The sequence below is a fragment of the Alcanivorax sp. NBRC 102024 genome (assembly GCF_001602235.1).
Classification (GTDB): domain Bacteria; phylum Pseudomonadota; class Gammaproteobacteria; order Pseudomonadales; family Alcanivoracaceae; genus Alcanivorax.
This window is the reverse complement of record NZ_BDAS01000006.1, coordinates 1-20,801: the sequence shown is the minus strand read 5'-3', so window position 1 is coordinate 20,801 and position 20,801 is coordinate 1. Positions and strand designations below refer to the sequence as shown.

Genomic DNA, 20,801 nt, shown 5'->3' with positions numbered 1-20,801 from the left:
CGTTCCATTTGCGCCCATTGCGGGCGTCTGATTGTTCTTAACATGAACAATATAGAACGGGGTTCATTAGTCAATTACAGACCAATCAACACCTAGATCGCCTAGAGTTAGCGATGACAACTCTTGGGATCACCGATTTGGCAGGAGCAAACCCGGCACATACATCATGAGAGCAGTTTGCAGGAAGAATGCCGTGAATTGGTGGCAAACAACTTAGCAACCACCACAACATATTATGCCTCCAATTAACAATCTTGAGGCATATTTGATGCAAAATATTATATATTTTTCCTTTTTTTGTTCTTTTTTATGGAATATTTATTGACAAGAAAAACTGAACCATCATAATTTCCACAAATCGGACATCAGAACGAATGATTGGTGGAATATTTATGGACTATCATAAAGAATCGGGACACACATACCACACTGTGTCATCAGATATACGAGAAGAATATGAGAGCTTCGTCGGCAATTTAGACCCTGATACCTACTTGGACGACATAAAAGATGCCTCGTCTGATTTTATGGAAGCCATTCCATTCGTATTAAAGCTGGTTGACCGTAGGAGCGGCAAAGCCGTTATGGCTGATCTCCAACTCGATACATATACGGCAGAGATGTTCTACCTATATGCAATCGAGGGGATCCCTCGCTTTCTGATGCGCTCAGAGAATGGAGATCTAAGAGAACTCAATGCAGAAGAGCTCGAGTTTTTCGACTTCGGCCTGGATTTGAATGCCTTCCTCTCTTACAACGCGTTGTTTGACTGCCTTCAAGAGTCCTGGGGAGGTCGGCCAGCAATATCAATGCTGGTAGTCCTCAACCAATTTGCAGCACGCATGAAGCTTGATTGGGCAGCCTATAGCGGAAAAGAAAACTACCTATCAATTGCTGAGGTAGCTCTACTAGCAGGGATGAAAGAAAAGAGCGTTCGGAACTTAGCAGCGAAAGAACTCGACGCAAAATTCAATCCTGATTGTAGATTGACACTCATCAGCACAACGAACGCCGCTAAATGGCTGGAGGGTCGCCGGAAGTTCAAGCCTTCACAATTGCTAAAAAACAAACCGGCAATCGATCAATTCCTGAAAATTGCGTACGACTTTTTCTGAGGTTGAGCCATGGAAATGACCTTGCACTATCAACACAGAATGGCCAATAGAGGGTTTAGTGAGCGCTACTTAGATATTCTGCTTCGCTACGCGGATTACATAGAGCAGAAAGGACGAAGCTATGTACTTCGCCTTACCCAAAACCAGGCACTGGAAGCAATCACGAAACTTGCCTCGGAGGAAGATGAGCTATTGCACAGAGAAAAAATGCTCACCCGACAAAAGAGACAAGCACGTATAGATCTTGGCGAGGGCAGCTGTGAGGCACTGAACCGCTTAGACGGCGAGATCCAAAAAGTACGACGATCAAGAAAAGAACTGAGAAAGCTTAAGAAATCGATCAAACCAGGTCATGCCGTGTTTGGTGTTGATCATGATTCTGGAGCGGTCAAGGGCGTCACGGTTGCCGCTACATTAAAGGCCATTCGTGGCGAATTTTTGATCAAAGAAGATTAAAGCATGGATACAGGAATCATTATGGACAATCACAATATCGTTAGTTACCTGGAAGCAGCATCCGGTTTCACCCCCAAGGATTTATTACCTGAGAGTCTTCGCATCTCCTCGGGTAATAGCGGGCTTGAAACGTTCTATGCCCCCTTCGACTGGATCAATAAAGAAGCAAAGCTCGTAATCTGCGGGATTACTCCAGGTTTGCAACAGGCTAATAAGGCTCTTACGGCTGCAATTTCAGCCAGAGAGATGGGTATGGATCTGGATGCCTCACTTAAAATGGCCAAAAACACAGGTAGTTTCGCAGGAGCAATGCGCAACAACATTTCGAAGATGCTGGATCATATCAAGCTTAATGAACTTCTTGATATCAACAGCTGCGGGCAGTTATTCACAGACCGGCAGGATCTGGTGCACTACACCTCAGCGCTGAGGTATCCGGTTTTCAAGGATAAAGCCAACTATAGTGGCGACAAACAGATGGTTTCCAACCCATATCTTTGGAATCAGGCTAAACAGGGCCTCCAGGAGGAAATCGCCACTTTGCCAGAAGCACTATGGGTGCCTCTTGGGAAATCTGTAGTGGCGGTTTTCGAGAAGCTAATATCCGAGGGAGTTCTCGGGGAGGACAAAGTGCTCTTTGGACTTCCCCATGCGTCAGGTGCAAATGCAGAGAGAATCAAGTACTTCCTGGGAGAAAAACCGCGAGATCAGCTTTCCAGCAAGGTTAACCCTGAAACGATTGATGCACAAAAGATGCCTCTGCTGGAGAAAGTTAGAGTACTAATCGAAAACAATAGAGCAACCCTCCAATCTTGAACTAACGTTTTATACAGTAACTGAGAGCAGTATGAGCAAAACAGACAAACTCAAGGAAAAGTACGGCGACGACGAGGTTGTTCGCACCTCGCTGCGAATGACTGCAGGCCGCCGCCAAGCCCTGAAAGGCCTGACCAAGGAGCTGGGCTTCCCGAACCAAGACGACACGATCGGGTATCTGGTCGACTATGCGCTTGACCAGAAGGGGAACGAGGATTTCATTGAAACCGCCATGGCTGCCGGTGCCAAGCTACGCGAGGCTCGCATGAGCGAGAAACAGAAGGTCAGCGAGAAGATGAGGAAGCTGGCAGCCCTGCCGCAAGACGAGCTGGATCGGCTTTTAGCGCAGATTGATAATTGAGACTAGAGCCAGGGGCCTCTTGGCCCCGTAAGACTCTCCGACACACAGTAAACCGAGGGTAAAAGGGCTCTTCATCTTTCTAGCCCTCCCGAAGGCATCACCAGAGCGCTTAATTTTTAACCACCCCTTCAATCATTATCCTTGGCTAACTGACACCTTATCCGCCAGCACCACAAGCTCCTATCAAGCTCGACAGTTCACAAAATATACTAAAAATCCTATACTCCTCTTAGAAAACTTGGCCTCACGATCCATCAGAACCAACGTCTGAAAGTGTGGATTTATCTCTTTATAATCATGGCGTTACAGATTTTTTGCTTTTACTTGTGGCAAATAGTGCGATTCGCGTGTGGCAAGAAACGTCTAACTTATTGATTTCCCAAGAGTGGGAGTGACATTACTAATGGCAACCCACAAACAGCCGCAACAAAAAAGGGCGCTTCGGCGCCCTTTTTTGTTACTTACACAGCCACATGCTGCACGCAGCCTTCCACTTCCTCCACCAAGACTGGCACTCCCGATGGGTGATCTCGGAGCTCCGTACCGAGCCTGCACCTTCCCTGTCAACGCTTAAACCCTTGCCCTTACGAACAACAGCCCATGACTCAAGGCTTCGGCGGGGCGCCACCCCCTTTCTGAATTGCGGACTTACACCGTTTGATTTACCGCCAGCTTTACGCGGCGCTCCAGGTGCCCCATTGTTTTCCCCAGCCGAAAACTTACCGGTGCCCCAAAGCCACCATCACCTTTATTGATCATTCAAAACGGTTGGCGTAGATACTCAGATAAGTACCATCGGATTGTCGCCACACGGTTATGGCATTACCGTCACCATCAATGGCGACTTGTGCCTGGAGCACGCTGCCATTGCCGTTTCCAATCGACCCCTCCGTGCCCCAACTGCCCGTGTTGGCCGTATAGCGATTGGCATAGAGGAGGCCACTGCTTACCAAATCATTCTGAGACCACACGGCAATCACATTGCCCTCACCATCAATGGCAATTTGCGGGAAGTGCGAGTGTCCCTGATCGCTGCTTTCTATCCGCTCCTCGGTACCCCAACCCGCACCCGGCGTATACCGATTGGAGTAAATGTGTCGCAGGTTTGCGCTATCTCTCTGCCACCACACGGCCACCCCGTTGCCGTCGTCATCAATGGCGATTTGTGGGTCAGAAGCATGCCCGTCGTCGCTGTTTTCGAGCAGCTCTTCCGTACCCCAGCTATCCGTGCTCGCCGTGTAGCGACTGGCGTAGATGCTCACCTTTGCACCCAAAGCGGAGAGTTCGCGCCACACCACAATGGCATTGCCGTTACTGTCAATGGCAATTTGCGGGCGGTCGGCATTGTCGGCATCGCCGGTTGCAATCAGTTCTGCTGTGCCCCAACCCGCGCCAGCTGTGTAGCGGTTGCCATAGATATTGCTGAGCCCACCATCGCTCTGGCTCCAAACAGCAATGGCATTGCCGGCGCTATCAAAAGCGATTTGTGGCTGAACGGCCTGCCCGTTATTACCGCTTTCGATTAGCTCTGCTGTACCCCAGCTATCCGTACTGGCTGTGTAGCGATTGGCGTAAATACTTTCGTCTATACCATCGGATTGTTGCCACACCGCGATGGCATTGCCGTTACTATCAACGGCAATTTGCGGGGAAATCGTGTTTCCCACACTATTGCTTTCAATCAGCTCTGCCGTGCCCCAGTTACCTGTGCTGGCCGTGTAGCGATTGGCGTAAATATTATAGTTTGCGCCATCATCCTGGCTCCAAACAGCGATGGCATTACCGGCGCTATCAACGGCGATTTGCGGCACAACCGCAGCCCCCGCACTACTTTCGATCAGCTCTTCTGTACCCCAACTGGCGGTGCTGGCCGTGTAGCGGTTGGTGTAGATGTTTGTGTGGCTACCATCAGATTGCTGCCACACAGCGATAGCGTTTCCGCTGCCATCAAAGGCTACCTGAGGGGACTCCGCATGCCCGGCACTACCGCTTTCGATCAATGCCGCCGTGCGCCAGTAACGGCACAGCACCTCAACGTTGTCGACATCCGCGCTGGCGACGACGCCACTGGCATTGGTCAGAGAACAGAGCTGTTGATTCGGGTGCTCGGCAACGGTGACCGCATAGCTTGCACCGTCGGCCAACTCGGTGCCGAACTCAAAGCTTGTGCCCGCCACTGGCAGGCTGTCGCCGCCATTGTTTTCCAGAGTCAGCCCCGGGTTGACCGCGCCCGTTACGGTGCCACCGACACCGTAAAGCGCCGCAGGTGTACTGCCACCACCGCCTCCGCCACTACCGCTACTGCCACCGCCACCGCATGCCGTCAGAAACAGTGCCGCACCTAGCAAATACCACGCTTTCATAATCAATCCCTCTTCCTTTTTTTGGGTTAATTTTCCCATTTATAGGAAATCTATCAGAACACTCCTCCCTGCGCACACTTTTTTGGCGGGTTAAAAATCAGCCAATAATGGTCGTAAAATGATCTTTATGATGAAAAAAATCACGGAATTACAGGATGTTGCACTTCATTCCTTGCCGCGTTACCGTTGAAGGCGACTCAATATAATATGGGCCTTATATCCCATATTTTACATTTCACCATCATGCGGATAGCGGGATTGCTGTACATTGGGACGTGTTCGGTGAATCAAGGCCCGAGCCGGGCCAGGCTGCGAAAGGAGGGGACAGGATTATGAGATATACTGCCTCGCCCGAAGAGCCGCGGGCATACTGCGGCTGCTGGCCCGACAGCAACGCCCAGAGGGTAAGGCAGCCCGCACGGGGAAAAATGCGCCGCAGAAATTCATCTTCAGCACCTGGTTAGTATCCAATGTCCGGCACCTCATCCAACACAGGGTTTCACAAAGCGGTTCGCAAGCTGATGCGTCCGCTTGTGCGGATGGCGATCAAACGCGGGATCTCAGTGAATGACTTCTATCTTTGGCTCAAGGCTCTCTATGTGGAAGAAGCGGAAGACTTCACCATTGCAGGCAAGAAGCAGAGCACATCGCGGATTGCCCTCCTAACGGGTCTGGACCGCAAGGAAACCGCACGGCTGCGCAAGCTCAATCAGGACATGGACGCCCTGCTGCAACAACAGACCAAGCGAACCAATCGGGCTGTCAGAGCCATTAATGCCTGGCAGAAAGAAGCGCTTTACTGTGATGAAAACGGCAACCCGAAGGCACTTCCCCTTTACGGCGATGGCACCAGCCTTGAAAGCCTGGTTCACCAGTATTGTGGCGATGTCACTGTCGTTACCGTGCTGGGAGAACTGGAACAGTCGGGGCTGGTTGATCTCCATGACGACGACACCGTGACCCTGAAAGACACCAGCTATATTCCCCACGAAGACAATGAAGAGCTGCTTTTCCTGATGGGACAGGCCGCTCACGACCTGCTCAACACCAGCACTTACAACATTGAACAACAGGGAAAAACCTCCCGCCTTCAGCTGAGCGTTGCCTATAACCGGGTCAACCCCGAGGTAATAGCCAAGTTAAAGGTGCTGATTGAAGCGGACAGCCTGGAGCTTTTACAGAAGCTTGATCGATGGCTGGACCGGGAAATTGACCACCAGGAGGATACCGGTCAGCCGCAATACCGGGCGGGCGTTGGCATCTATTATTTTGAAGAACCCATGGACTCAGGCTCAGAGCAATGAAAAAGATCACCCAACTCGCTTTCTTTCTTCTCGTTGCTCTGCTGCTTTCCTGCGGCGGGGAATCCTACAATGCTGCCAGCAATGACGGCGGGATATCGGGCACAGGCAATGGGAGCAGCAAGTCTTCCCTTGCAGGCTCCGCCTACAAAGGCCCCTTTATTCAGGATAGCGAGGTGAATGTCCTCAAGATCGAGGGCGATTCCAGCTCGATTATCGCCAGCTCCCAAGTCCAGGCCAATCTTGGAGATTTCATTCTTGAGGTGGAACCGGGCCTGCTTTCCGTTGCGGTCAGCGGTCGATTCTACGATGAAACTGACGCGACTTACTCCGAAGAGACGGTCAATCTCAAAGCCTTGGTGAACAAGGACCCGGAACAGCAGGCCAACATTTTCGTGAACGCTTTGACGCTACTGAGCCACGATTTGATGGTCGAACTGATCAACCAGGGTAACAGCTACGAGCAAGCCAGCAGTGCAGCAGAAACCCGAGTGAAAACCCTGCTGGCCGCAGTGACCGGGGACATCCCGACCAGCCAGCCTTTCATTAACATGAACATCGCCAATAGCACCGGGACCACTTCCGGGGACAATGCCTACTCTCTTTATATATCTTCTCTGTTCAGCGAGGCCGTCAATGAAAGACGTGTGGAAGAGCCGCAATACTCAATGAGCACCCTACTCAGCACATTACGGGCAGATATTCTCAACGATAAGCCGATCGATGATGCCACCCTGCTTTCCTTGCAGGAAGCCAATGGCCGGCTGGATGCCGCATCAATCCAGCAAAATCTGGAAGCTGTCTTGATTGGCGAAACCATCGCCCCCGTCGGCGATGTCATTGAAGCCGTCACCCCGGGGCTGGTTCCGCCGTCCAACCTGACGACGTTTACAGACGCTTCAAATCCGGCGTCTTTCTCTCAACGTTTTTGCTTTGACATGAACCTTGATTGCTCAAACCCAAAGCACAAGGCAGAAATCGTCAACGCACAGGGCTTTTCCTACGATCTGCAGATTGATGACAACGCCGACTTCTCATCCCCCATCGTCTCCCTGCAAGACTGGCAGCGTAACTACTATGAGATTGAGCACGCCTCATTGGGCAGCGGCACCCGCTACTTCCGGGTCAGAAAGAGCCATGACGATGGTCAGCTCAGCCTGTGGGCACAAACGGATTTTGTGGTGCCCTGAACAACGCATCGGCTTGCGGTGTCAGCCAACCTGGCTGGCACCCCTGCCATTCTGGAGCGCCCTGCGCGCCCCCTGAGGCCCTCCAGATCACCTGACGTTTTATCCCTCAGTATCACCAACCTTGTCCGCGACGGGAGCGACACACTCGACAACCCGCCGGGCCGAACCGTTAACGAAAGGACAATGACCACCTGTCCTGAGTGGCGAAACTTTCACCAACCCCGGAGATTTCCCGTTTGTTTTGTGCCGGCATCGTTGGCAACATGGAGTAGAGCCTGAACAGGGCAACACAGGCTCATCCCAACTGCAGGAGGCTTCGCATGAGCGATTACGACGACAGAGATGATTACCAGCAAGAAGCCGAAGACCTGTTGGAAACGATTGAACAGGTAGAAGAAACCCTGACAGTCATGTCCAAGGTGGTCGGGCAGCTGAAAGAACAGGTGGCCTCACACCTGGACCCGTACACGGTTGAAATGAGCGCCGAGGAATTCCTGGAACAGTGCGAGAACCTGGAAGGGACCTGGCACTAGTTCCACTCAGCCTGAAGTGACAGGGGCCGCATCGATGGCCCCACTCACCCCCTACTCCGCGATCCTTTCCGGATAACGGCGTACCCCATCCACCCAGGTTCCTCGCACCTGGATAGACGACCAGTCACCGATAAATTCCCGCGGATCCCGATCCAGCCAGACCAGGTCAGCGCGCATGCCGGTGCGCAATTGCCCGACCCGATCGTCCACACCCAACTGCCTGGCGGCATCCACGGTCACCGCCTGCAGAGCCCGTTCCACGGAAATCGCCTGCTGCGGCCCCAGCAAGTCGCCGGAGGCGGTGCGCCGTTCGACCGCATTCCAGACCAGCTGCAACGGTTGAAACGGCACCACCGGTGAGTCCGCGTGCAGGGTAAAACGCAGCCCCTGCTCGGCGGCTTCCGCCAGCGGGCTGATCCGGGAAGCCCGCTCCGGCCCCAGGAAAAGATCCCGGTGGCGATCGCCCCAGTAGTACACATGGTTATTGAAGAACGACGGAATCACATCCAGCGCCTGCATGCGGGCCAACTGGTCCCTGGTGGCCATCTGTGCATGAATCAACACCGGCTGCACTGCCACTTCCGGGCACTGCTTACGCGCTTGCGCCACCGCGTCCAGGCTCATGGTAATGGCCGCATCGCCATTGGCATGGATCGCGGTCTGCCTGCCGGCACAGTGGAACTGCACCACCTGCCGGGCAAGCTGCTGTGGAGACTGATTGGGAAAGCCCAGGTATTCCGGCGGATGATCGTCGGGCACCCTGTAATAGGGTTCCTCCAGAAAGCCGGTATAGCCCTGCAGGGAACCATCACTGACCAGTTTCACCGGCCCCAGATGGATCCGCTCCCCCTCAGGCAGAGTCCACTGGCCGTCCTTGCGTGCCTCCTCCGCAGCGGCTTCCGGCCAGACGCTCAGTCGCAAGGGAATCAACCCGAACCGTAATGCGGGTACCAGCGCCTTGATGGTGGTGGTATCAGCCAGGCCATTCTGGGCGAAGGTAATTCCCCGCGACAGATACAACCGGGACGCCCGGCGCATGACCCGGTAGCCGTCAATGGCTGACAGTTTCAGGATATTGGCACGGACAGGATTAAACGCGGTCTCCGCCAACAGACCATTGAGGCGGCCGTCATCATCACGGCCATAATAACCGCCGGGTGGATCCTCAACATTCTCACTAATGGACATGGCCTTCAGGGCCGCCGAATTGACGACGCCCAAATGGCCGGAAATATGCAGCACCATGATCGGCCGGGTGTCGCTGATCGTGTCCAGCTCGGCCCGGGTGGGATAACGCTGATCACTCACGGTGGTATCGTCAAATCCGTAGGCCAGCAGCGCCCCGTCAAGACGTCGCTGAGACAGGGTGCGCAGCCGTTCCAGCAGGGTGGCGATACTGTCCAGGTCTCCAATCGGCGGACTGTTGGCATCCACCGCCACCGCCGACAACCCTTCGCCCGGGAAATGGCCGTGGGCCTCGATAAAGCCGGGCATCAGCACCCCGCCTTGCAAATCGACCACACGCACATCGCGACTGACCTGATCACGCAAGGTATCACTGGCGCCAAGGGCAACAATCTCACCGCGCTTGACCAACATGGCATCCGCACGGGGATTGCCCGGGTCCATGGTCAGGATGGTACCGTTGGTGAACAGCTGCACAGGCGGCGGCGGCGGATTGAACCAGCGATGCACTCCCGCCACGGCCACCACCAGCAGCGCAAGCAGGGACAACGCACCGATAATCCAGACTTTTTTCATAGTGATCGCTCCTTTGCGCTGACTCTGCCGTGAGCTGACGGCAGCCTCAAGCGCGAATATCACATTTGTTAATGAAACAGATCAGATTACCGCATACCTGTTCCGGGCCCGGGCGCGCTATAGTGAAGCTCGCCATGCAGCTGGCGCACTAATTTAAGGCAATTTTCCTGCACCAGCATGAGGAAAATGCGGCACCATCCTTGCATTAACCGCGGTGAATTTTGACAGCCACGCATCGTGGACTCCCGCTGAGAATCGAAATCCATAGCGGGATCAACTGGAGACAACGCACCATGAAAGCATCAGATTTGTTCGTTCGCGCCCTGGAAGCTGAAGGGGTGGAGCATGTCTTCGCCATTCCCGGTGAAGAAAACCTGGACCTGCTGGAGTCCCTGCGCGGCTCGAAAATCAAACTGGTGATCACCCGTCACGAGCAGGCCGCCGGCTTTATGGCCTCCACTTATGGGCGCCTCACCGGCAAGGCCGGTGTCTGTATGTCCACCCTGGGTCCCGGCGCCACCAACTTCGTGACCGCCGCCGCCTACGCCCAGCTGGGCGCCATGCCCATGGTCATGATCACCGGCCAGAAGCCGATCAAAACCAGCAAACAGGGGCAATTCCAGATCATTGATGTGGTCGACATGATGCGCCCGCTCACCAAGTTCACCAAACAGGTAGTCAGCGGCGACAGTATCCCCACCCGCATCCGCGAGGCCTTCCGCCTGGCCCAGGAAGAGCGCCCCGGCGCCACCCACCTGGAGCTGCCGGAAGATATCGCCCGCGAACACTCCACCATGCCGGTCACCGAGCCCAGCGCCACCCGCCGCCCGATTGCCGAAGACAAGGCCATCTGCAAGGCCATCGAAGCGATCCAGGGTGCCCGCAAGCCGCTACTGCTGGCTGGCGCCGGCGCCAACCGCAAGCTGACCAGCAAGATGCTGCGCCAGTTCGTGGAAAAGCTGGGCATTCCAGTAATCACCACCCAGATGGGCAAAGGCGTGGTCGACGAAACCGGCCCGCACTTCCTGGGTAACACAGCCCTGTCCGACGGCGACTTCGTACATCGCGCCATCGACCAGGCCGACCTGATCATCAATGTGGGCCACGACGTGGTGGAAAAACCGCCGTTCTTCATGCGCCCCGGCGGTGCCGAAGTGGTTCACATCAACTTCAACTCTGCCCAGGTGGACCCGGTGTACTTCCCGCAGATTGAAGTGGTGGGCGACATCGCCAACAGCCTGTGGCAGCTCAAGGAACGTCTGGATCCCCAGGAGCACTGGAGCTTCTCCGACTTCCACCGCATCCGCGATGCCCTGCAGAAACACATCCGCGAAGGTATCCAGGACGACAGCTTCCCGATCCGCCCGCAACGACTGGTGGACGAGATCCGCAAGATCATGCCGGAGGATGGCATCCTCACCCTGGATAACGGCATGTACAAGATCTGGTTCGCCCGCAACTATCCGGCCAGCAAACCCAACACCGTACTGCTGGATAACGCCCTGGCCACCATGGGCGCCGGTCTGCCCTCCGGCATGGCCGCCAAGATGGTCTACCCGGACCGCCGCGTGATGGCCATCGTCGGTGACGGCGGCTTCATGATGAACAGCCAGGAACTGGAAACCGCCGTGCGCCTGAAGCTGGATCTGGTGGTACTGATCCTGCGCGATGATGGCTACGGCATGATCAAGTGGAAACAGAACGACATGGATTTCCAGGACTTCGGCCTGGACTTCGGCAACCCGGATTTCGTCGACTATGCCCGCTCCTATGGCGCCTATGGCCATCGAGTGGAATCCACCGCCGGCCTGGCGCCGCTGGTGGAAGAGTGCTACCAGACCGGCGGCGTCCACGTCATCGACTGCCGGGTGAACTACACGGACAACAACCGGATTCTCAATCAGGAAATTCGGGAGTTGAGCAGCAAGTTGTGACCACAGCCCGGACGATGTGGCCAAACGTCACCGTCCGGGATTTTGATTTAAGCGTGGGATGTCCGACGTCTGACATCCGACGCCAAACAAACAGCACCCAACCTCATGGCCCACTGAAACGCCTTAAGGAACCGACATGCTAAAAGACGCCTACCCCTATTACCTGGCCAACGAAGCGGTCTTCGCCAACCAGGACCTGGATGTCACCGACAAGTACAGCGGTGAGGTAGCCACCCGGGTGGCCATGGCCGATGCGGCCACCATTGATAAAGCCATCGACGCCGCCGACAAGGCCGCCGCCGCCATGGCAAAACTGGCGCCCTACGAGCGCCAGGCGATTCTCTACCACTGCGTGAAACGCTTTGAAGAGCGCTACGACGAACTGGCCCTGGCCCTGTGTATCGAAGCGGGCAAACCGATCAAGGATGCCCGCGGCGAAGTGGGTCGACTGATCGACACCTTCCGGGTGGCCGCCGAAGAAGCCGTGCGCATCGATGGCGAGATGCCCAACCTGGAAATCTCCGCCCGCGCCAAGGGCTACCGGGGCATGGTCAAACGCGTGCCCATCGGCCCCTGCTCCTTTATTTCCCCGTTCAATTTCCCGCTGAACCTGGCCGCTCACAAGGTCGCCCCGGCCATCGCCGCCGGTTGTCCCTTTGTGCTGAAACCGGCCAGCCGCACCCCCATCGGCGCCATCATCATCGGGGAAGTGCTGGCGGAAACCGATCTGCCCAAGGGCGCGTTTTCCATTTTGCCCTGTCATCGCGAAGGCGCCGACCTGTTCACCACCGACGAGCGTTTCAAGCTGCTCAGCTTTACCGGCAGCCCGGATGTTGGCTGGGACCTGAAAGCCCGTGCCGGCAAAAAACCGGTGATCCTGGAACTGGGCGGCAATGCGGCGGTGATCGTGGATGAGGATGCGGACCTGAACGATGCGGTGGAACGTATTGTCTTCGGTGCTTTCTATCAGTCCGGTCAGAGCTGCATCGGCGTCCAGCGCATCCTGATTCACGACGCCATCTACGACGAACTGAAAGCCCGGCTGGTGGAAAAAACCGCCGCCCTGAAAATGGGCGATCCGAAGGACGAAGACACCTTTATCGGCCCGGTGATCTCCGAAGGCGAAGCCAAACGTCTGGAAAACTGGATCAACGAAGCCGTGGATGCCGGTGCCACCCTGCTGGTGGGCGGCCAGCGCAACGGCGCCATGCTGGAAGCCACCCTGCTGGAGAATGCCCCCAAGGGCACCAACATCGTGGAAGAGGAAGCCTTTGGCCCGGTGGCCGTGGTCAGCCGCTTCAGCGATTTCGACGATGCCCTGAACACCGTCAACGATTCCAAGTTCGGCCTGCAGGCCGGCATCTTCACCCGCGACCTGTACAAGGCCCAGAAAGCCTGGGACGAGCTGGAAGTGGGCGGCGTGGTAATCGGCGACGTGCCCAGCTGGCGGGTGGACAACATGCCCTATGGCGGCGTGAAGGATTCCGGCCTGGGCCGTGAAGGTATCCGCTGGGCCATCAACGACATGACAGAAGAACGACTTCTGGTGATTCGCACCCCGCAGTCCTGATCGGTTACCTCCCTCTGGACCAGGGAGCACGGGCCCGTCATCGCAAGATGGCGGGCCCGTTTTTCATTCCCCTGATTTTACCCTGCCCGGCCAGTGACAGGTGTTGTCATGGACGCATACACGCAAGACGCCCCTGTTTTCACAAACCACTCACACCCTGTTTGCTACCACACACGCCAAATCACATTCCGTTTATCGGCATTTTACTACTTCTTACGGGTTGGTTATTTACTAACCCGCGGAAAGTCGCCAATGTCTCGATCACAAACAAACTGCGACATACGTCACAAAACTCATATGCAATAATCCGGTCCCAGACCGGCCAGGAGACTTACGATGAAGAAACTTCTCACTGCTTCTGCCATGACCGCGGCACTTTTCAGTGCTCCCCTGGCCAGCCAAGCGGCCACCGGGCAAACCGACGTCACCTTCACTCTGCCAGGTATTGTGATCCTTCACTACTCCAGCGATATTACGGTTGAAATCCCCGCTAGTTACTTCGGTGGTGCGGACCAGGATTTCGAGGATAGTGCAGCCAAGACACTGACCAGCCTGGATGACGATGCCAATGTGGACGTTTCAGGGGGACCGGCTGACGCGGATATCAATGCTGCCACCTCCACCATTCGCAATGCCTGGGCGGTCCGTTCCCTTTCCACAAGTGGTAACTCACAGGTCGCCATTACCCTCGATACCGCCACCGCAAGTGGACCTTCTGGAAGCATCACTGTTAGCAATCCGCAGGTAAGCGCGGACGGTTCTACCTTTGGTGCAACCACCACCTTCTCCTCCCCGGGCTTGCTGAGCAGCAATGCGGAATTCGGCGACGTGAGACTGGACCTGGATATGTCTGGCGCCACTTCGGCTGGTGACTTCACGGGAGCCCAATATACCGTCGAAGCTACCAATATCTGAATAAGACCGGGCCGATGATAAGGGGGATTCTGGAAAGCCGCATACGCCTGATCGTCATGCGGTTTTTCTTTGGCTTCGCCTGCCTCACCGGGACAATGACTGCCGCCGCTGACTGCTTGGGCGACGACTTGACGGTGAACCCGGCGGGAGTAGATTTCGGGCAGGTATCGCCAGCCCAGCTTGGCCTGTCCTCCGATGACCTTTCGCTACCGGCCTTGCCCTCTTCCTTCACGGTAGTTAACAGTCCCGGAGAACTGGAAACCACCCTGGACGGCTCTGCCTACTCCGGGCTGGTCGCCATGCTCACCCCGGATTTGATATCCACCAACGATTCAGACTGGAACTGCATTATGATCAACCCGGTTCGCAACAACCTGGTTGTGCGTTACCAGTTGACGGCAGCATCGGGACAGACAGGAGGCCTCAGTATTGGTGGCCAGTTTGTTCCCGTCACCCTGGAAACAGATATTACCATTAACCGGGTGTTTTTAATTTTTTTCCGGGTGAGCGGAAGAATCCGCGCCTTTCCGGATTTATCCGGACTCACTCGTGCCGGCAGTGTGAATGGCACCATACAGATTGAGGTTTTTGAGCAATGAAATGGTTATGGATGGTACTGTTTCTGCCCCTTATCGCCAGCCCGGCTTGGGGGACCCCCCCCGCCCAGATCGCCGTTTCCCCGGATCTTTTCCGTGTTGAATTGGACAATCCTCGTCCGCACGCACTAACCGTCATGAATCTTTCAGACCGAACCCTGGAAGCCACCACCAGCGTCACTGGCTGGACCCTGGAAAACGACCGTGTTGTCCCCACCCCTCCCGGCCCGTCCAGTCTGGATCAGTGGATTATTCTCAACCCACTCGAGCTGCGCATTGCACCGGGTGAAAGCCAGATCATTCGCTTTGCCATTCGTCCACCGGTGAAACCTGCTGCCGGGGAACACCGAGCCATGCTCTGGATACAGGAAAAATTCGATAATCAAAAGACTGCGTCGCTCAAGGCTCGATTTCGGCTTGGCGTAGCCATCTATGCCGATAACGCCCCTGTGGAGCGCGAGGGCGAATTCGTCAATGCTAAATTCGACCCCGACACAAACCGGCTGGCACTGCTGTTTACCAACAAGGGCAACGCCCACGACAGACCTTTTGGGGAAGTCCGCCTGGCAGGAGGGCCGTTAGAGGAACCTCTGAACTTGACCTTACCGCAGCGCCCGGTCTTGCCCGGAGAAACAGCGACGCAATACTTACCACTGCCTCCCCTGAAACCTGGCGACTATGAGCTAATCATGCAGGGGCACTTTTATGACAAGACACAGCAGTTTGATCACAACATGGAGATCAGGATTCCATAAATGCCAACATTCCGGGGGAGCATAACGGCAGCATTGCTGCTTTTTCTGATCTCCAACCCCGGGTTGGCGGAAACGTCGCGCACTCCTGCTCTCGGCGCCTTGGTGGTACGAGGCAATGAGGTCGCCGCTATCATGCCACTGCTGGATAACGGCGAGCTCTGGCTTTCCCTGGAAGATCTTTTCCTCATACCCGGTATCGGCCTGGAGCAAGACACGCGAACAGTGACCACCCCGCTGGGCAAAATACCGCTTGAGAGACTTTCAAGCGACAACAACCCGAACGGCTATGTGTCTCTCTCCGATCTGAAGACACACCTGAAGATTCAGGGTAGCTGGAACCCGAAAACGGTTGCCCTTGAAATCAATCCTCCCTGGCCGGTTCGCATGAACAACACCGGCTCTGACAGGGCATTGCCAGAGCCAGACTTCCGCTCCCCGCCAAATTCCTTCAATGGAGTGCGCTATGATTATCGAACCACCGGTATCTATGACGACCTGTTTCAGGAACATGAGCTGACCCTGCAAGGCCGTTTGAACAGGGGCCCATGGAGAGCTGTTGCCTACAATAATGAGGCAGGGCAACAACGTATGAACGAGCTCTTCTGGCTCTATGAAAGACAGCACTATCGGAGCCTGACAGGGATTCAGTCTGTTCAATATGACCCCGTGCTACCCACCACCGAGTTCACCGGGGTGCAACTCCAGTTTGCCAATTTCACGCTCCCGGAAGTCAGTAGCTTGTCCAATGCCTCCCTACAACCCGCGTTTGGCCCAGACCAGCGAGTGATTCGCGGACAGGGCCCTCTTGGTGGCAGCGTGGAACTTCGTCTGGACGGGGACCCCATTGCCCGCAGCCGAATCGATTTCGAGGGCGAGTATCGTATTGAGGTGCCGTCCGACCTTGGCCGTTTCGGTTCGTTAGAAGTCTGGGTTTACGAATTTGATCCACGCGGTGAACCCATTCGCCGGGAAAGCGTGAATTATCTTGCCAGCGCGCAGTTGCTCAACCCCGGCCAGTGGTCTATCCAGGGCGGGGGAGGCGCCAGTGGCAACGCCCTCGACACCGAATACACCGACACTGGCGAAGCGGCTTTCGCGAATACCCGTTACGGTCTGACTGACAGAATCACCCTGGAAGCCGTCACCCTAAGGGACCAGCAAGGGGAAAAATATATAGGTGGTGGCACCACTTTTTCCTGGCTGGACGGCCTGCAGAGCCGGATCAGCTTGTACACCAATGAAGCAGGAAACGCCGCCGGCACCTTGTCCTTCCAGGGCGTTTGGGGCCCCAACGAGGTGCAAGGCTACTGGAACGAACGAGAGGAGGGCTTCGTCGAAGACACACGTCGTGTTAACGCACAATTTGACGCTTCTCGGCGCATGTTCGCCAACACAACCCGAGCCGGTCTGCTGGCAAGAAAACGCCAAGATAGCGTAGATGACATCCACTTTGCGCTCCCCTATTTTTACACTTCGCCTTCCCGCTATGTGAGCCTTGGCGCTCGCCCAAACTTTAACGGCAACTATCGGAGTGAAGCCCATTATCGGCCTTCACGCCCTTGGCATTTTCAATATGTCAACGAAGAGGCAACCGATACTCTTCGCGCGGATTACGACATATCGCGGGCTTGGCAAGTCTATGTATCCCGACATTGGCAAAACGAGGATACACGTGATGAAGCCGGATTCGGCTGGTTCTCTCCATGGCGAAAAGGGCTCTTTGTGCAAGGGGCCGTCATCCATGAAAGTAATGGCACCGGATATCGCGTCAATATGCGCCACCGCATACTGCCGGGCTTGTACGCAAACCTATCACTGACGGAAAGAGTGGCCCCGGAAATTCCCGGTTTCGGTGACATCAACGACTCTGACACCTACGTCTTCCTGGAGATCACCGCTGACTTCAAAGCCAGTGGCGGCAAGCTTTACCCCACTGCTGCGCTTGGCGGAGACCAGAACTTGAGAGGCGGCATCTTTGGCACCGTAAGACTCCCGGATGGCTCACTGGCCCCAATCGATAACCTCCGCCTGCTACTTGATGAACAACCCAGGGAGGCAGCGGAATCCCCTGGAAGATTCGCCGTAGAAAATATACGACCCGGCACATATAAAGTGCGGTTGGATCCTGCCGCATTACCGATTGAGTACACGCCAAAGAAACACGCTTACTGGGTCGAAGTCGAACAAGGGGCCACCACTTCGCTACATTTCGATGTGGAGCTTGAGTATGGTGTCGCCGGACAGGTCAGAATTCCCGATGCATATAGTGGAAAACCCATACGTCTTGAATTGAAATCAGCTCAGTCTGGTTTCTACAAAACAGTCTGGACCAATCAGTTTGGTTATTACCGTATTGACGGCGTTCCACCAGGCGAATACAGGCTGAATCTGGCGGGGCGTGACTACCCGGTACGCAATATCAAGGTAGAGAATGATTTTCTATTCGGTCAGGACCTGGTCATTTCTGAGCTCCCAAATGATCCTTTTAACTAGGGAGCCACCACCTTTTCTCTTTACTTCATGTCAGAGCCACTTCAACCCATTGAAGGGCATGCAATAAATAACTCAGCCTACCCGCCCACCACAAAACTGTTTCACAAGCGTCACGTTACATTCATTACTGAAAGGTTTAGTGGGTCTAGCGCCAATTCAGCCACCGGGACCCCGACTATGGCACTGCCCCTGATTACCCGCTGGGCACTGACAGCCACCGCAACCGCCATACTGGCAGCCTGTGGCGGCGACAGTGACAACAACCGCAACACAAACAACAACGGCGGCGAGACGCCGGCACCCTATACCCTGCAACTGCTGCACTTTGCCGACATGGATGGCGCCACCGGTGCTTTGCAGAACGTGGAGCCTTTCTCTGCCGTGCTCGACAAACTGCGCAGCGATTACCCGGACAATACCCTGGTACTGAGTTCCGGCGACAACTACATCCCCGGCCCGCGCTATTTTGCCGCCGCTGACGACACCCTGGCGGCGGTGCCCGGCATCGCCGTGGCAGGCAATGGCCGCGCGGATATCGCTCTGGTCAATGCGCTGGGCGTACAGGCCAGCGTGGTGGGCAACCACGACCTGGATGGGGGCACCGAAGAATTCGCCAGCATCATCGGCATGGACGGCAACTACCCCGGCACCGACTTTCCTTACCTGAGCGCCAATCTGGATTTCACCACCGATGGATTCCTGAGCGGTCTTGTTCAGCAGGACGGCCAGCCCCTGGACAGCCTGCCCAATGGTGCACTGGCCGGCTTCGGTACCCTGGAAGTGAATGGTGAGATGATCGGTATCGTCGGCGCTTCCACCCCGTCATTGGGCAATATCACCAGCACCGGCGACATCACCATCAAACCGGCCATTGGCGGGAATAGCGCCCTGGCCGCCGAGATTCAACCAGCGGTGGATGAGCTGCAAGACGCAGGTATCGACAAGATCATCCTGCTCGCGCACATGCAGACCCTCAGCATAGAAAAGGAGCTGGCCACCCTGCTGGACGGCGTGGATATTATCGTCGCCGGCGGCTCCAACACCTTGCTGGCCGACGACAACGACCGTCTGCGCGAGGGCGACAACGCTCAGGATACCTATCCGCTGATGTTCAGCTCCGCCAGCAACGAACCGGTGCTGGTGGTCAACACCGATGGCGACTACAAGTATCTGGGCCGGCTGGTAGTGGCATTTGACGAGAATGGTGTGCTGCTCACCGACCGCCTGGACGACACCATCAACGGCGCCTACGTAGCGGATGCCACCATGGCTGAAGGAGGCACCGTTAACGGGGACATCACCACCATCGTCGATACCCTGAATCAGGTACTGGCAGAACGGGATGGCAACATCCTGGGACACACCAGCGTATATCTGGACGGCCGCCGCAGCCAGGTACGCACCCAGGAAACCAACCTGGGCAACCTCACCGCCGATGCCAACCTGTGGATCGCCCGCGAGTATGACCCCACCGTGCAGGTCTCCATCAAGAATGGCGGCGGCATCCGTGACGATATCGGCTACTTCACGTTTCCGCCCGGTTCCACCTCCGCCGACGAACTGGAATTCTTCCCGCCCGCGCCCAACGAGAGCGCAGGCAAGGCCAGCGGTGACATTTCCCAGTTCGATCTGGAAGGCTCCCTGCGCTTCAACAACACCCTCACCGTAGGGGATGTAACCGCCACGGAACTGCATCAGCTGCTGGAGCACGCGGTGGCCAGGGTGGAAGGTGTGGCCGGTCAGTTCCCCCAGGTTGCCGGCCTGCGCTTCAGCTTTGATCCGGCACAACCGGCCCGCATGAGTACCCTCAACGGCGATGCCATGGATCAGGCCGGCCAGCGAGTTCGTAATCTGGTGGTGCTGGACGAGAATGGTGCCGTTGCCGACACAGTGGTCGAAAACGGCAGCCTGGTTGGCGATGCCAACCGCACGTTCCGGCTGGTTACCCTGGGCTTTCTTGCCACTGAAGGCGGCAACGGGCTGGGCGGTGACGGCTACCCGTTCGACTTTCCGCTGGAGAATCGTCTCGACCTGAACAGCGAAACCCTGCCGGCGGAAGGCAGCAATGCGGCCACCTTTGCCGACCCGGGCAGCGAACAGGACGCCCTGGCGGAATACCTGCTGGCCCACTTCGATACCGAAAACCCGTTCGATCAAGCGGAAACGGATACTGATCAGGACCTGCGTATCCAGAATCTGGATCACCGCACGGATACCATACTTCCCTGAAACGATCTGCCCCAACCCTGGCCGGCCTCCGACCGGCCAGGCACACCTGCCTGTACCCCGTCAAAATCGACAACAACAGCACCCTTGTTGGCCGAACACCATTCATACCAAACCAACAATCTGTAACTCTTTTTATTCAATAATCCCAGTATGCTATTTGCGAAAGAGTTCACTGTTTTTGTGCTTTTAGTGATACGTACAAAACAACGACTGGCGGACGATCTGTGAGCTCCGGCAGCCGACTGAAACGATGGAAGACAGTACACAAGGAGCTTGTTCTGATGAAAACATATATCTCTCTGGCCAGTTTCGGCTCCATCCTGATGGCCACCTCCATGAATGCCTCCGCCGTCACCAATACCATGACCAACATCGTGACCTTGGCGGACGCCTGCGATGTGGCAGCCATCGGG

Annotated in this window: 16 protein-coding genes; 14 read left to right on the top strand and 2 right to left on the bottom strand. The window is 55.8% G+C overall.

The annotated features are described in order from the left end of the window. The first annotated feature begins 392 nt into the window (after window positions 1-392). From A0251_RS10790 to A0251_RS10775, 4 genes are read left to right on the top strand one after another with little or no spacing between them, the layout of a single operon-like run. Window positions 393-1,115 carry a hypothetical protein gene (locus tag A0251_RS10790; protein WP_062816858.1) on the top strand — a complete coding sequence of 241 codons (723 nt, stop codon included), beginning with the start codon at window positions 393-395 and terminating at the stop codon, window positions 1,113-1,115. 9 nt (window positions 1,116-1,124) lie between these two features. Next, window positions 1,125-1,571: a hypothetical protein gene (locus A0251_RS10785; protein ID WP_062816857.1), complete on the top strand. Its 447-nt coding sequence runs from the start codon at window positions 1,125-1,127 to the stop codon at window positions 1,569-1,571. 3 nt (window positions 1,572-1,574) lie between these two features. Then, window positions 1,575-2,387 carry a hypothetical protein gene (locus A0251_RS10780; RefSeq protein ID WP_197461910.1) on the top strand — a complete coding sequence of 271 codons (813 nt, stop codon included), beginning with the start codon at window positions 1,575-1,577 and terminating at the stop codon, window positions 2,385-2,387. 31 nt (window positions 2,388-2,418) lie between these two features. After that, complete coding sequence (locus A0251_RS10775; protein WP_062816856.1) at window positions 2,419-2,748, top strand: hypothetical protein; 330 nt, start codon at window positions 2,419-2,421, stop codon at window positions 2,746-2,748. Between the two features lie 755 nt (window positions 2,749-3,503). Here A0251_RS10775 and A0251_RS10770 read toward each other — a convergent pair. Then, on the bottom strand, window positions 3,504-5,150 hold the full coding sequence (locus A0251_RS10770; protein ID WP_062816855.1) for a hypothetical protein: 1,647 nt from the start codon (window positions 5,148-5,150) through the stop codon (window positions 3,504-3,506). A 431-nt stretch (window positions 5,151-5,581) separates the two neighbouring features. Here A0251_RS10770 and A0251_RS10765 point away from each other — a divergent pair, with 431 nt between their 5' ends. The 3 genes from A0251_RS10765 to A0251_RS10755 all read left to right on the top strand — a co-directional run bounded on the left by A0251_RS10765 (window position 5,582) and on the right by A0251_RS10755 (window position 8,135). Beyond that, a complete protein-coding gene (locus A0251_RS10765; protein WP_062816854.1) occupies window positions 5,582-6,415 on the top strand; it encodes a DUF6502 family protein in 834 nt (277 codons plus the stop codon). Continuing rightward, window positions 6,412-7,602, top strand: coding sequence for a hypothetical protein (locus A0251_RS10760; protein ID WP_062816853.1), 1,191 nt, complete (start codon window positions 6,412-6,414; stop codon window positions 7,600-7,602). Before A0251_RS10765 ends, A0251_RS10760 begins: the two co-directional genes overlap by 4 nt. A 320-nt stretch (window positions 7,603-7,922) precedes the next feature. Continuing rightward, entirely contained in the window at window positions 7,923-8,135 is a 213-nt protein-coding gene (locus tag A0251_RS10755; protein WP_035248960.1) for a hypothetical protein, read from the top strand. 51 nt (window positions 8,136-8,186) lie between these two features. On the opposite strand, the gene A0251_RS10750 is transcribed toward A0251_RS10755, so the two are convergent. Then, complete coding sequence (locus A0251_RS10750) at window positions 8,187-9,896, bottom strand: amidohydrolase (protein WP_062816852.1); 1,710 nt, start codon at window positions 9,894-9,896, stop codon at window positions 8,187-8,189. 293 nt (window positions 9,897-10,189) lie between these two features. Between A0251_RS10750 and A0251_RS10745 the strand changes: the two genes are divergently transcribed. The 7 genes from A0251_RS10745 (at window position 10,190) to A0251_RS10715 (ending at window position 20,388) form a co-directional block, all read left to right on the top strand. Continuing rightward, window positions 10,190-11,830 (top strand): acetolactate synthase large subunit, encoded by a 1,641-nt coding sequence (locus A0251_RS10745; protein WP_062816851.1) that lies wholly within the window; start codon window positions 10,190-10,192, stop codon window positions 11,828-11,830. A 136-nt stretch (window positions 11,831-11,966) separates the two neighbouring features. Beyond that, window positions 11,967-13,400: an aldehyde dehydrogenase family protein gene (locus A0251_RS10740; RefSeq protein ID WP_062816850.1), complete on the top strand. Its 1,434-nt coding sequence runs from the start codon at window positions 11,967-11,969 to the stop codon at window positions 13,398-13,400. Between the two features lie 336 nt (window positions 13,401-13,736). Further along, the gene (locus tag A0251_RS10735) at window positions 13,737-14,315 is read left to right on the top strand and encodes a hypothetical protein (RefSeq protein ID WP_062816849.1); all 579 of its coding nucleotides are present in this window, start codon (window positions 13,737-13,739) and stop codon (window positions 14,313-14,315) included. A gap of 14 nt (window positions 14,316-14,329) precedes the next feature. Then, a complete protein-coding gene (locus A0251_RS10730) occupies window positions 14,330-14,914 on the top strand; it encodes a hypothetical protein (RefSeq protein WP_156478278.1) in 585 nt (194 codons plus the stop codon). Further along, window positions 14,911-15,666 (top strand): molecular chaperone, encoded by a 756-nt coding sequence (locus A0251_RS10725; RefSeq protein ID WP_062816847.1) that lies wholly within the window; start codon window positions 14,911-14,913, stop codon window positions 15,664-15,666. The genes A0251_RS10730 and A0251_RS10725 overlap by 4 nt, the downstream gene beginning before the upstream one ends. A 132-nt stretch (window positions 15,667-15,798) precedes the next feature. Next, window positions 15,799-18,159: a hypothetical protein gene (locus A0251_RS10720; protein ID WP_156478277.1), complete on the top strand. Its 2,361-nt coding sequence runs from the start codon at window positions 15,799-15,801 to the stop codon at window positions 18,157-18,159. A 177-nt stretch (window positions 18,160-18,336) separates the two neighbouring features. Continuing rightward, window positions 18,337-20,388 (top strand): bifunctional UDP-sugar hydrolase/5'-nucleotidase, encoded by a 2,052-nt coding sequence (locus tag A0251_RS10715; protein ID WP_062816845.1) that lies wholly within the window; start codon window positions 18,337-18,339, stop codon window positions 20,386-20,388. Window positions 20,389-20,801 lie beyond the last annotated feature (413 nt).

Bases quoted from the DNA above. Each gene is read 5' to 3' on its own strand.
- A0251_RS10715 (WP_062816845.1), top strand. From the start codon at position 18,337: ATGGCACTGCCCCTGATTACCCGCTGGGCACTGACAGCCACCGCAACC.
- A0251_RS10790 (WP_062816858.1), top strand. From the start codon at position 393: ATGGACTATCATAAAGAATCGGGACACACATACCACACTGTGTCATCA.
- A0251_RS10750 (WP_062816852.1), bottom strand. From the start codon at position 9,896: ATGAAAAAAGTCTGGATTATCGGTGCGTTGTCCCTGCTTGCGCTGCTG.
- A0251_RS10785 (WP_062816857.1), top strand. From the start codon at position 1,125: ATGGAAATGACCTTGCACTATCAACACAGAATGGCCAATAGAGGGTTT.
- A0251_RS10720 (WP_156478277.1), top strand. From the start codon at position 15,799: ATGCCACTGCTGGATAACGGCGAGCTCTGGCTTTCCCTGGAAGATCTT.
- A0251_RS10780 (WP_197461910.1), top strand. From the start codon at position 1,575: ATGGATACAGGAATCATTATGGACAATCACAATATCGTTAGTTACCTG.
- A0251_RS10730 (WP_156478278.1), top strand. From the start codon at position 14,330: ATGATAAGGGGGATTCTGGAAAGCCGCATACGCCTGATCGTCATGCGG.
- A0251_RS10760 (WP_062816853.1), top strand. From the start codon at position 6,412: ATGAAAAAGATCACCCAACTCGCTTTCTTTCTTCTCGTTGCTCTGCTG.
- A0251_RS10735 (WP_062816849.1), top strand. From the start codon at position 13,737: ATGAAGAAACTTCTCACTGCTTCTGCCATGACCGCGGCACTTTTCAGT.
- A0251_RS10740 (WP_062816850.1), top strand. From the start codon at position 11,967: ATGCTAAAAGACGCCTACCCCTATTACCTGGCCAACGAAGCGGTCTTC.
- A0251_RS10745 (WP_062816851.1), top strand. From the start codon at position 10,190: ATGAAAGCATCAGATTTGTTCGTTCGCGCCCTGGAAGCTGAAGGGGTG.
- A0251_RS10770 (WP_062816855.1), bottom strand. From the start codon at position 5,150: ATGGGAAAATTAACCCAAAAAAAGGAAGAGGGATTGATTATGAAAGCG.
- A0251_RS10775 (WP_062816856.1), top strand. From the start codon at position 2,419: ATGAGCAAAACAGACAAACTCAAGGAAAAGTACGGCGACGACGAGGTT.
- A0251_RS10755 (WP_035248960.1), top strand. From the start codon at position 7,923: ATGAGCGATTACGACGACAGAGATGATTACCAGCAAGAAGCCGAAGAC.
- A0251_RS10765 (WP_062816854.1), top strand. From the start codon at position 5,582: ATGTCCGGCACCTCATCCAACACAGGGTTTCACAAAGCGGTTCGCAAG.
- A0251_RS10725 (WP_062816847.1), top strand. From the start codon at position 14,911: ATGAAATGGTTATGGATGGTACTGTTTCTGCCCCTTATCGCCAGCCCG.